Below are 10673 nucleotides of genomic sequence, written 5' to 3'. Positions count from 1 at the left end.
CACTAGTCGACATGGCCCACCTGTCCAACTGCGCCGACCTGTTGATGACGACCAGCCCAAACGTGCTCGTCTATGCCGCACTCGACGGGTGGCGTCGGCAGATGGTCTCCCACGGACACGAGCTCCTCGACTCGGCCCTGAACCTAGCTCGCTTGGTGCGCCGACAGGTCGACGACATTACCGGTCTTCGCGTGATGCACGATGAGCTGCTCCACGAGCAGGCCAGTCACGATCTCGACCTATTACAGGTGTTGATCGATGTCAGCGGCCTCGCTGTATCCGGCTATCAGTGCGCGGACTGGTTGCGCCAGCACCATCACCTCGATGTCGGACTCAGCGACCATCGCCGAATTCTCGCGACCCTGTCCTTCGCCGACGACGAGGATACGACCGGGCGACTTCTGACCGCTCTACGTGACATGGCCGACGCCGCAGCGGAGTTCCCCTCCCCACCGACGATCCGGCAACCCAGCCCCGAAGCGCTGCAACTCCAAACTCTCATGCTCCCGCGCGACGCGTTCTTCGGCACGACCGAGATGGTACCGGTCGAGGAGGCGTCCGGGCGGATCGCTGCCGAACAAATCACGCCCTACCCGCCCGGAATACCGGTCGTGGTTCCAGGCGAGAGGCTCAACGACGCAGTCCTGGAGTACCTGCAAACCGGCAAGGAAGCCGGGATGAACCTCCCCGATGCGACGGACTCGGCTTTGACCACCATCAAGGTCGTCCACGAGACCGATGACCCCGCAAGCCGGGGAGCTTGACCGGGTGAGCCAGTGGTCGGTCTGGTTTGACAACACCACTGACCGGGTACGTGTTCCACACGACAACCCCTCGACCTGAGGAGCGCCACCATGGTTGAACGATCGCCCGATGAGTTGTCAACCGTACAACTCGTCGAACGCCTGCAACAACAGACCACCACCCTTGTCACCACCGAGATCCGTAACGCCCTCGATGAGGTGAAGAACAAGGGAACCCGGTTCGGAATCGGCATCGGCATTTCCGGGGTCGGTACCCTGGCGGTGCTATTTGGTCTCGCGACTCTGGTGGCTGCCGCCGTTATCGGCGTGGCTACGGCCGTCCCAGCGTGGCTGTCGGCAGTCATCGTCGGCGCGGCACTGGTCATCATTGGTACCTTCGCCGCCGCCATCGGGGCGCTACGGGCCAAGGCAGCGGTGCCACCGGCACCCGAACACACTGCGGCAAGCGTAAAACGCGACGTCAAGAGCATCAAGGAGTATCTGTGAGCACCCCACCCGAGGAGCCCTGGGACGCGGACGCCGCTGATACCTCAGGTCCCAATGCCAATGAGCCACTACCAGTCGAAGAGCAGCGAGCAGAACTGGCCCGCACAGTGGATGCACTGACCGACAAGCTCGACGTCCCGGCCCGCCTCAGTGCCGCAGCAAGCCAGAAAGCGCATGACGCCGCAACCACAGCCAACGACAACAAGCAGGCACTGATCGGCGGTGCCGTCGTCGCGGCCGTGGCCGTCGGAGTGGTCCTTGCGGTTCGCCGGCGACGTCGATAGGAGTTCCCATGAGTACGGTGTCCAAGGCTCTCTACAAACCGCTGTCGCTGGCGACCAGCGTATTGGGCGGTATCGCCGCCGGCGCGGTCTTCAACCAAGTCTGGAAACGCTTGTCCGACAAGCCTGGCACTCCCGCGCCCACCGATCTGCAGCGCACCAACTCCGAAGTGCTGGCCGCGGCCGCGTTGCAAGGACTGATCTTCGGACTCGTGCGTGCGGCGGTCGATCGTGCCGGAGCGCGAGGCTACAAAGCGGTCACGCACGAAGCTCCGACATGACTTCTGAGGAATCCGGACTTCTGAGGAATCCGGAATTCAGCCGACCGACACCGGTTGCCTGCGGAGGCGCCGTCGTTACCCACCAATTAGACTCGGTGAGTACCCGGCAGATCGGATCGACCCGAACCGGTCCCTGGAATCGTCGATGTAGCTGACGATCAGTGCAGTCGACGGTCGATCTCCGCCGCCGCGAAAAACGCTGACCCTGTCTTCACAATCTCGTTGGCTCTGCGCAATTCGGCATTCTCGCGACGCAACTCGTACAGCTCCACACCCGGCTCCTCCGCTGATGACGGACTTCCCGTCGAGATTCCGGCAAGTCCTTCTCAATCCAATTCCCCAACGTCGCATGACTGATCCCGACCATCTCCCCCCAACATGACGCCGCACCGCCAACTTAGACTTAGTGTCTGCCTTGCGCACCGCCTGTTCGATCTCACGTCGTCCCTCTGCCCACGCCAGGGAGAGCGGCTCTGTATCCAGAGACCGAGAGGTAGGTAGCTCCGCTGCATACAGATTCACGATCTCGAACGAGTCGCAACCGAGTTCTACGGATATCCCTTCGACACGCGCGCGTGTGATGGACCCCGACCGGTCGGACGACTATGAAGCACTGCAACCAGCCGACCACCGATGTTGCGCGTTTCCATCATCATCCACCTCGTCTGCAAGCCTGGAGACTTCGCCTATCGGCGTCGTCCCTCTCTTGACGGTCCGTGGCCACGTCCTACAGGTCCAGTCTCGCATAGGAGGCGCAGTGCGAGGACATGAAGATGGACCAGCCGCAAGCAGGTCCACCGCAACCTCGCTAGATAGGCTTGTCGTCAAGAAATCACCGAGCCGTCGGACGTTGGTTCCCGATCCGGTTAGGTCGTGGTGGTTGGCAGCCTGTTCGAACCGTGGCTGACGGCGCTCGGATTGCGATGGCCTGAGACTTCGTAGGCGGGTCCGCGGAGGAACCACGCGTCGTCGTGACCCGTGAGTAGGTAGGCAAGCTGCAGCCCCGGGGCTGACGTGGTGTTGTCAAAGATGGCAACACGGATTTCTGCGGACATGCCCTGTGATCTGCGGTGATGTCACCTACTTTGACATCGGGGTGGTGTGGTGGGTGGTTGTGATCATCTATCGCGGGGTTTGTTGTCAATCTTTGTCAGGTCTCTACAGTTGAAGAGTGCGTCTTGGAGTGCGTCGGCGGCGTCGTCGGGGTTGTTGAGGGTGCGGTAGGCGACGGCCCAGAGGCGTTCTTGGTGGCGTCGGATGAGGGTGGAGAAGGCGTGGAGGTCGCCGTTGATGTGGGCGGTGAGCAGGTGGTCGTCGCTGCGTGTGTCGGTGGGTCCCCCTGGCATGGGTTGAGAGTAGTGCAGGGGCGTGTCGGGTATGTCGGGTTGAGGTGCGGGTTGTGGAGGGATTCGGGTGTGGGGATGGTGGCTGCTCCCGTCACGCTGGGTGAGAGGCTTTGGTCGGTCGGCGGAGTGGACTCGTCCGCGTCCGAGGTCGATCGTCGGGGCGCGACGGTTTCTCGTGTGCGACCCGATGGCTGTCATCGCGTACTGGTCGGGCGCCGACGGTGCTCGTGGTGGCGGGTACGACGATCACCGAGTTGCTCGAGTGGCCGCAACGGTGGGGTCAGATCCCGGCGTTTCTACGGTGCGTCCTGATCATGTCGGCTTGGTGGGGATCGTGATCGCTTGTGGTGGAACAGGTGCATGGGTTGCGGGCGTCGATGCGTTGTGGAATCAGATGCGCGCCTAGTACGGGTCGATAGCCTTGAACATCAACCGCTGCGGCAGCACACCACGACGAGCAGGAGAGCAGAAACGGCATGGGAATTGGAGCTAAGGGCTGGCGTGAGTTGGCGGTCGGTGCTGTGGAGGTGTTGGGCGAGAGTTGGGTGTTGGCCGGACGTGGTGGCTCGACCCGCATTGTGCGGGCGCCGGTGGGTTGGCGTTTGCAATTCGTGGGTTATGAGGACACCCGGTTGGGTCGGTTGATCGGCTACAACGCGTGCCTGTGCCTGCCACCGAAGGCTTCTCAGTCGGGTGATAGTCCCAACGCGATCAGCGACCATTACGTCATGCCGGGGGAAAGCTTTCCCCGGTACTTCGACGGTCTTGATAGCCCTGCCGGTGTCGCTGAGTGGGCGACGGCGGTGGCTGACAATGTCTTCGACACGGCGGGCACGCTGGGCGAGGAACTGGCGAGGATCGAAGAAGTGAGAACTCGGCGGGAGGCCGCCAATATGGAACCGTTTGATGGGCCGACATTACGACGGTTGGTGGTGTTGCGGGTGGTGTGTGGGACACGATCGCAGCGGGAGTTGGTGGCTGATATCGACGATGTGTTGGCCGACCCGTGGTTGGAGACGTATCCGCCGTTGGCGTCGACGCGCAAGGAGCCACGCACGTATGGGGAGTTCTTCGGGCGGTTGCGGGAAGCGGTTGCCGACGGTGATCGTGGCGTCGTGGAATCGGTGATTGATGAGGCCAGCCGGAGGTGGCGTGGTGAGTACGTTCGGCACCCTGGTGATTGCTGATGTGGCCGATGAGGCTGCCGCACAACGGTTGTCGGATCAGTTTCGGGAGGTGTTGGGCCGTCGGTTCGTTGCATTGCAGGAGGCGATCTCTCCGTCTATCCGTAATCCTCTCGACGACACCGAAGCCGACGTGGAGGTCGGCGACACATCGGTACGAGTCACCCTTCTGGTCGACGGTGCGGTCGCCGCGCACGCCGCCGGCGAGGTCTTCGACGGTGTGGGTGCGGGTCGGGCGGTGATGTGTGAAGACGGCGATGAGTGGGGTGTCACCGTATCGGCCTGGCAACTCACCGCAGACGAAGCACGGTGCGTGTATCGCGCCTACATTCCAGCCGAAGACGGATCGGTCGATACAGATGCGGTCGCGCGCACGATCACCGGTATCGAACCGGCCACGGAGGTGGCGCGATTGTTTGACGTCGACCCCGACCCTCTCGTTGCGTTGGATGCCGATCCGAGTCCGATCCGCGACGAGATCGGCTTCTACGCCTCCCCCTTCCTACCGTGGCTACACGCCCTCGACCTCGGCTGGCCCGAACCCTGACACCCGAAAACCCTCTGGCCGTGACCAGTTGGAGTTTTGCGGTCCCTCACAGGCATCGTCTGCGGATCATTTAGCTGCGCGCACTATCTGGGGCACACCTCTGTGAACAGCGGGTTTGCAGGCAAAATGAACCAGCATCGGCGACATGCCCAAGAATCAGGCCGATCCACCGGCGTGTTTGGTGCATGTTCCCTGCATCTCGTCAGGTGTGCGTTGAAGAGTGCGTCTTGCAGTGCGTCTGCGGCGTCGTCGGGGTTGTTGAGGGTGCGGTAGGCCACGGCCCAGAGTCGTTCTTGGTGGCGTCGGATGAGGGTGGAGAAGGCGTGGAGGTCGCCGTTGATGTGGGCGGTGAGCAGGTGCTCGTCGCTGCGTGTGTCGCTGATTTCCCCCGGCATGGACTGAGAGTAGTGCAGCAGTGTGTCGGGTATGTCGGGTTGGCGCGCAGGGTTGTGGAGGGAGGTCGGGGTGGGGATGGTGGGCTGGGGATAAGAGGTTGGCTGAGCGTGCTTGTGTCGGTCCGGGCGACCAATGGGCTGCCCGGTCCATTGCGACTCCCGACGACCCTCAGGTTCCAAACCTCCACGCCAACGCCGCTCCGACTGCGCCGATCCCGTTGACTGCCCAGTGCAGCGCGATCGGCGCGAGAAGACTGTCGCTGCGTACCCGAAGCCAGCCGAAGAGCACGCCGGAGGCGGCCGTGATGGCAACAGCCCCGACGACCCCGATGGCTTGCGCGAACACGCTGTGGCCGAAGAGATCGGACAGCCCCGCGTTACCCGCAGTGAGACCCAGCGAGGTGATGACATGCCAACACCCGAAGAGGAACGCCTGGATCAGCAGGGCGCGCATGGGAGTCGTGAGGCGACGCAGTGACCCGAACAGGACGCCGCGGAAGAACAGTTCCTCAGGTAGCACCGTCTGGAACGGGATGACCACGAATGCCGACAGCAGCGCGTGCCCGAGGTCGCGATAGGCGTCGTTCTGAAACAACTCGCGAGTCGGTGGAATCGCGACAGCGATCACCACGATGACCGCCACCGCGAGGACGATAACCAATGCGAAGCGGGCACCGGTGCGCAGTCCCGCGCGGCCCAGCCCCAGATCCTCATGTGTGAGACCTGCGGAAAGTGCTAGGGACACCGACAGCACGGCGGCCACCGTCACCAACCAGTCGACACCCGGGAAGTGGAGGAAATGAGCACACATCTGCGCGGCCAGCATCAGGGCGGCTCCCGCGACAGGTACCAACCAGAGCCGACGTCGCCCCCGCGAATTCGACGCGTCGGCGGCGCCGGCTGACGCAGTATCGTCGCGGCTCACCACGGTAGCGTCGCACAGGTTTAGGATTCACGAGTCACATCGATGTCCGACGACCCTGAAGGGTGCCCAGGTGCCAGACAATTCAGCGACCGGCTCCGAGCACGATCCGTCGGCTACCGACAGCGCACCCGACACGGCACAGACCGAATCAGGTCCTGGCCGCCACCCAGGCGACACCAGCACTGCCCACGCCGAAGCCGCCCCTGCCGAAGCCGCCCCTGCCGAAGCCGCAGACACGGAGGCCGCCGGAAAGAAGACTGCCGGAAAGAAGACTGCGGCGACGAAGGCCGCGGGGACGAAGACCGCTGGAGAGAAGGCCGCGGAGACGAAGGCCGCGGAGACGAAGACCGCTGGAGAGAAGACAGCGGAGACGAACACCGCCGGAAAGCAGACCGCGGACACGAACACAGCGGACACGAACACCGCTGGAGAGAAGACCGCGGACGCTGATGGCGTCAAGCCGTCGAAGTTGCGGCGTGCGGCGACGGCCTACGCGCATCGGATCAGCTTTGCCGGTCTCGTCTTCGGGACTGTCTTCCTGTGGCTCTCGACCACGCCGTCGCTGCTACCCCGTGGCCCTCTGTTCCAGGGCGTCGTGTCGGGCGGCGCTGCTGCCGTCGGATACTGCCTCGGTGTCTTCATCGCTTGGCTGATCCGCTACATGCTGTCTCGCCCGCAACGGTGGTCGTCGCCCAAACGCAATTACTGGATCGCGCTCGGAGTCGTGTCCGTCATCGGGACCGTCGTGATGCTGTACTGGTATTCGCGCTGGCAGACCGAGATTCGCAATCTGATGGGCGTCGAGAACCTGTCGTGGACCGCCTACCCGATCATCGTCGTGTTCGCCGTGCTGGTGTGCGCGCTTCTCATGGTGATGGGCCAGGCGTGGGCGAGCCTCGTGACATGGCTCGTACGACAGCTCAACAAGATTGCGCCGCCCCGTGTTGCAGCGGTCGCGGGCCTGCTCGTCGTTGCGTTGCTGACAGTGTTCATCCTCAACGGCGTCGTCGCCAAGTACTCGATGAAAGCGCTCAACAGCAGCTTCGCCACCGCCAACGACGAGGTGCGACCCAACACCGCTCCCCCGACCTCCGGGTTGCGATCGGGTGGTCCGGGGTCACTGGTGACGTGGGAGTCGCTCGGGCGCGAGGGTCGTGTGATCGTGTCCGGCGGTCCGGATGTCACGATGTTGTCGGACTTCAACAAGCAACCGGCGATGGAACCCATCAGGTCGTTCGTCGGTCTGGGCTCAGGTGACAACCTCCGGGCCAATGCACAATTGGCGGCCGACGAATTGGTCCGAGCGGGCGGACTGAAGCGCAAGGTGATCGCAGTCGGATCGACGACGGGTTCCGGATGGCTGAACAAGGTGACCATCGACTCGCTGGAGTACATGTACAACGGCGACGTCGCCACAGTGGCGATGCAGTATTCGTATCTGCCGAGCTGGATCTCGTTCATCGTCGACAAGGAACGGGCGCGCCAGGCGGGCGCCGCACTGTTCGAGGCGGTCGACGCCAAGGTGCGTGAACTTCCCGAGGCCGACCGTCCGAAGCTCGTCGTCTTCGGTGAAAGTCTCGGATCGTTCGGCGCCGAAGCAGCTTTCGGTACCGTGCCGACGGTTACGGCACGCACCGACGGTGCACTCCTGTCAGGTCCCACGTTCAGCAACACGTTGTGGAACGACGCGACCGCCGGACGTGACCAGGGTTCACCTCAGTGGCTGCCGATTTACAACAACGGCAGACAGGTGCGGTTCATCGCAGAAAAGAAGGATCTCGCCCGCCCCGACGCGCCGTGGGACTTCTCCCGCATGGTCTACCTGCAGCACGCTTCCGACCCGATTGCCTGGTGGTCACCCGAACTCATTCTGCGCGAGCCTGATTGGTTGAAAGAGGCACGTGGACGCGACGTCATCGCCGCGACGCACTGGATTCCGTTCGTGACGTTCCTCCAGGTGTCTGCCGACATGGCGGTCTCGGTCGACGTTCCCGACGGCCACGGGCACAACTATCAGTCCGCCATTCCGTACGCGTGGTCGCGCATATTGCAGCCGCCCGGCTGGACGGATGAGAAGACCGAGCAACTCGAGCCGCGCCTGCATCGCGACGGGTAGGGCGCGAGAGGCCCCGGCGTGGCGGCTCGTCCGCGCGGACGGGTGACTCGATCAGCGCGAGTCGTCGGCGGGAACGTAGCTCAGTCGGCGACGTCGAATGCGGCGATGACCTTCGTGGGTGTGAGCCGAACGAGAGCCTCGCCCGGGACGGCGTTGCGTGTGCCGAACTGTTCGGCGAGATCGTCACCCATGTATCGGGCGGCGATTGCTGTGGCGGAGCGGAGCAGGTCGGCGGGGTCGTCGTCGAAGGTGACGGTGCCCTGTACCTGAACGAAGGAGAACGGGGGGCGCTCGTCGTCGACGACGATGGTTGCTCGCGGATCACGTTGCAGCGCACGGCCTTTTGAGGTGTTCTCCCCCGTGTTGAAAACCAGGGCACCGTCTTCGACGATGAACCAGATCGGGGTAACCAGAGCCCGGCCGTCCTTCGACACCCAGGCGATCTTCCCGGTGCGCGTACCCGCGGACAAGAACTCGACGACCTCGTCGGTCAGCTCGGCTGTGGACATGGATCGGACCTTTCGTCGGAGACTCGCCTTCTCGGTGAACTCTTTTCAGCCTAGGCGCTGATACGTGGCGATGAACATGTCGACGCACACGTCGCGGATGTCGGCGACGTCGGCCGCCGGGCTGCGGACAGGTCCGACTCCCGTGTCCCCAGTCCCCGTGTCCCCAGTCCCCGTGTCCCCAGTCCCGGTGGCCACGTACCAGTCCACCAGAAGCTGCGTCAGGGCACCGATCAAACCGACCGCGGCGAGCCGGAATCGCGGTGGCCGCGGAGCGTCGCCGAAGGCGATCTGCATGGCAAGCTCGGCCCACGCGTGGATCGCGTCCATCCGGAGTCGTTCGAGCGAGGCATCCACACCGACGACCTCGACGAGCATGACCCGTGCCATGCGTCGGTCCGTGGTGAGGCAGCACAGCAGTGCGTCGAGTGCCGCTCGCGTCAGTTCGACGAGTCGCTCTTCGTGCGTCACATCATCGCCGACGTCTGGCACCTTTCCGAGGCTCTCCCCCACGGCCGTGCGGCAGATGTCGACGCAGTGTTCGTAGACGGCGGCAAGCAACGCGCTACGGTCGGAGAACGATTCGTAGAAGTAGCGCTGCGTGAGACCTGCCTCGGTGCACAACTTCTTGACCGACACCTGACGGAAACCCTCGCGGCCGAAGAGGTTCAGTCCGGCGTCCACAAATGCGGCCCGCCGTCGAGCCTGCCGCTGCTCCGGCGCCGTACCGCCGTAAAGACGCCCTGCGGTACCGGAGTGGGAGGTCTCGAGTGTCATGTAATCCCTTCTCGTCTTAATCTGCGTGCCGACGGCATGGACACCTCTCATCTGACACGATACTGTGTCAACATGAATCTGACACACTGCCGTGTCAGATGCCCGGACCGGAGGTGATACCGAGATGCTCGACCTGCTCCCCGACCCCATGAGGGAACCGACGGTCCTCGCGATCCCGTTCTTCGTCACGATGCTGGCCATCGAGTGGTTCGCCGCGTGGAAACTCGAGGACTCCGACGCTGACGGCCGAGCACCCAGGGGCGCGTATGAGAGCCGCGACGCCCGCGCGAGCGTGTCGATGGGCATCGTGTCGATCGCGACCAGCGCGGTGTGGAAGTTGCTCGGACTGTTCGTCTACACCGCCGTGTTCGCCTACCTCGCACCATGGCATCTCCCCGTGACCGCCTGGTACACGTGGGTGATCGCCTTCCTCGGCGTCGACTTCTTGTTCTACTGGTCGCACCGGGTGTCGCACCGGGTCCGTCTGGTGTGGGCGACACACCAGGCGCATCACTCGAGCGAGTACTTCAACTTCGCGACGGCGCTCCGTCAGAAGTGGAACATCAGTGCCGCACTGGTGATGTGGCTCCCACTCCCCTTCCTCGGCGTACCGCCAGCCCTGGTCTTCGCCTCGTACTCCCTGAACCTCGTGTACCAGTTCTGGATTCACACCGAGCGGATCGACAAGATGTGGCGCCCTTTCGAGTTCGTGTTCAACACTCCCTCGCATCACCGGGTTCATCACGGGAGCGACCCGGAGTACCTCGATCGCAACTACGGTGGCACGCTCATCGTCTGGGATCGGTTGTTCGGATCGTTCCAACCCGAAACCCACCGTCCGACATACGGTCTCACGAAGCCGGTCGGCACCTACAACATCGTGAAGCTGCAGACCCACGAGTACGCGAGCATCGCACGCGACGTGCGCGCGGCAGCGGGCTGGCGTGCCCGTCTCGGTTATGTGTTCGGCCCGCCTGGCTGGACGCCGAGCAGTCCTGTGCAGGTCGCAGCGGGCGAAAGCCGTTCGATCGCAACAGGATCGAAGGTCGGGGGTCGGTAGGCGCC

At 63.6% G+C, this 10673-nt stretch carries 13 protein-coding genes; 8 read left to right on the top strand and 5 right to left on the bottom strand.

The features are described 5' to 3' along the window. The 4 genes from GOOTI_RS02550 to GOOTI_RS02535 all read left to right on the top strand — a co-directional run. The coding region (locus tag GOOTI_RS02550) for an Orn/Lys/Arg family decarboxylase (RefSeq protein ID WP_007236984.1) at positions 1-764 on the top strand (764 nt) is incomplete at its 5' end. Between the two features lie 90 nt (positions 765-854). Then, the gene (locus tag GOOTI_RS02545) at positions 855-1250 is read left to right on the top strand and encodes a phage holin family protein (RefSeq protein WP_007236983.1); all 396 of its coding nucleotides are present in this window, start codon (positions 855-857) and stop codon (positions 1248-1250) included. Beyond that, the gene (locus tag GOOTI_RS02540; protein ID WP_007236982.1) at positions 1247-1534 is read left to right on the top strand and encodes a DUF3618 domain-containing protein; all 288 of its coding nucleotides are present in this window, start codon (positions 1247-1249) and stop codon (positions 1532-1534) included. The genes GOOTI_RS02545 and GOOTI_RS02540 overlap by 4 nt, the downstream gene beginning before the upstream one ends. A gap of 8 nt (positions 1535-1542) precedes the next feature. Continuing rightward, the gene (locus GOOTI_RS02535; protein ID WP_007236981.1) at positions 1543-1812 is read left to right on the top strand and encodes a DUF4235 domain-containing protein; all 270 of its coding nucleotides are present in this window, start codon (positions 1543-1545) and stop codon (positions 1810-1812) included. A gap of 1118 nt (positions 1813-2930) precedes the next feature. Here the strand turns inward: GOOTI_RS02535 and GOOTI_RS02520 are convergent. Next, the gene (locus GOOTI_RS02520) at positions 2931-3158 is read right to left on the bottom strand and encodes a sigma factor (RefSeq protein ID WP_007236980.1); all 228 of its coding nucleotides are present in this window, start codon (positions 3156-3158) and stop codon (positions 2931-2933) included. Positions 3159-3706: 548 nt separating this feature from the next. Here GOOTI_RS02520 and GOOTI_RS02515 point away from each other — a divergent pair. Both GOOTI_RS02515 and GOOTI_RS02510 read left to right on the top strand, forming a co-directional pair. Then, positions 3707-4345: a hypothetical protein gene (locus tag GOOTI_RS02515; RefSeq protein WP_138985137.1), complete on the top strand. Its 639-nt coding sequence runs from the start codon at positions 3707-3709 to the stop codon at positions 4343-4345. Then, the gene (locus tag GOOTI_RS02510) at positions 4314-4889 is read left to right on the top strand and encodes a hypothetical protein (RefSeq protein WP_007236978.1); all 576 of its coding nucleotides are present in this window, start codon (positions 4314-4316) and stop codon (positions 4887-4889) included. Before GOOTI_RS02515 ends, GOOTI_RS02510 begins: the two co-directional genes overlap by 32 nt. 83 nt (positions 4890-4972) lie before the next feature. Here GOOTI_RS02510 and GOOTI_RS27010 read toward each other — a convergent pair whose 3' ends face one another. Both GOOTI_RS27010 and GOOTI_RS02500 read right to left on the bottom strand, forming a co-directional pair. After that, on the bottom strand, positions 4973-5284 hold the full coding sequence (locus GOOTI_RS27010) for a sigma factor (RefSeq protein WP_051997840.1): 312 nt from the start codon (positions 5282-5284) through the stop codon (positions 4973-4975). A gap of 169 nt (positions 5285-5453) precedes the next feature. Continuing rightward, positions 5454-6110, bottom strand: a complete 657-nt coding sequence (locus tag GOOTI_RS02500; RefSeq protein WP_007236976.1) for a CPBP family intramembrane glutamic endopeptidase — start codon at positions 6108-6110, stop codon at positions 5454-5456. 169 nt (positions 6111-6279) lie between these two features. Here GOOTI_RS02500 and GOOTI_RS02495 point away from each other — a divergent pair, with 169 nt between their 5' ends. Beyond that, complete coding sequence (locus GOOTI_RS02495; RefSeq protein ID WP_007236975.1) at positions 6280-8325, top strand: alpha/beta hydrolase; 2046 nt, start codon at positions 6280-6282, stop codon at positions 8323-8325. 80 nt (positions 8326-8405) lie between these two features. On the opposite strand, the gene GOOTI_RS02490 is transcribed toward GOOTI_RS02495, so the two are convergent. Beyond that, complete coding sequence (locus GOOTI_RS02490) at positions 8406-8834, bottom strand: PPOX class F420-dependent oxidoreductase (protein WP_007236974.1); 429 nt, start codon at positions 8832-8834, stop codon at positions 8406-8408. A 45-nt stretch (positions 8835-8879) separates the two neighbouring features. Next, a complete protein-coding gene (locus GOOTI_RS02485; protein WP_007236973.1) occupies positions 8880-9608 on the bottom strand; it encodes a TetR/AcrR family transcriptional regulator in 729 nt (242 codons plus the stop codon). A gap of 124 nt (positions 9609-9732) precedes the next feature. Here GOOTI_RS02485 and GOOTI_RS02480 point away from each other — a divergent pair, with 124 nt between their 5' ends. Beyond that, positions 9733-10668 carry a sterol desaturase family protein gene (locus tag GOOTI_RS02480; RefSeq protein WP_007236972.1) on the top strand — a complete coding sequence of 312 codons (936 nt, stop codon included), beginning with the start codon at positions 9733-9735 and terminating at the stop codon, positions 10666-10668. Positions 10669-10673 lie beyond the last annotated feature (5 nt).

This window comes from Gordonia otitidis NBRC 100426 (genome assembly GCF_000248075.1).
Classification (GTDB): Bacteria; Actinomycetota; Actinomycetes; order Mycobacteriales; family Mycobacteriaceae; genus Gordonia; species Gordonia otitidis.
This window is presented reverse-complemented; position numbering and strand designations above follow the sequence as displayed.

Coding starts and splice junctions, on each gene's coding strand:
- GOOTI_RS02545 (WP_007236983.1), top strand. CDS start 855: ATGGTTGAACGATCGCCCGATGAGTTGTCAACCGTACAACTCGTCGAA.
- GOOTI_RS02535 (WP_007236981.1), top strand. CDS start 1,543: ATGAGTACGGTGTCCAAGGCTCTCTACAAACCGCTGTCGCTGGCGACC.
- GOOTI_RS02520 (WP_007236980.1), bottom strand. CDS start 3,158: ATGCCAGGGGGACCCACCGACACACGCAGCGACGACCACCTGCTCACC.
- GOOTI_RS27010 (WP_051997840.1), bottom strand. CDS start 5,284: ATGCCGGGGGAAATCAGCGACACACGCAGCGACGAGCACCTGCTCACC.
- GOOTI_RS02500 (WP_007236976.1), bottom strand. CDS start 6,110: ATGCTGGCCGCGCAGATGTGTGCTCATTTCCTCCACTTCCCGGGTGTC.
- GOOTI_RS02490 (WP_007236974.1), bottom strand. CDS start 8,834: ATGTCCACAGCCGAGCTGACCGACGAGGTCGTCGAGTTCTTGTCCGCG.
- GOOTI_RS02485 (WP_007236973.1), bottom strand. CDS start 9,608: ATGACACTCGAGACCTCCCACTCCGGTACCGCAGGGCGTCTTTACGGC.
- GOOTI_RS02480 (WP_007236972.1), top strand. CDS start 9,733: ATGCTCGACCTGCTCCCCGACCCCATGAGGGAACCGACGGTCCTCGCG.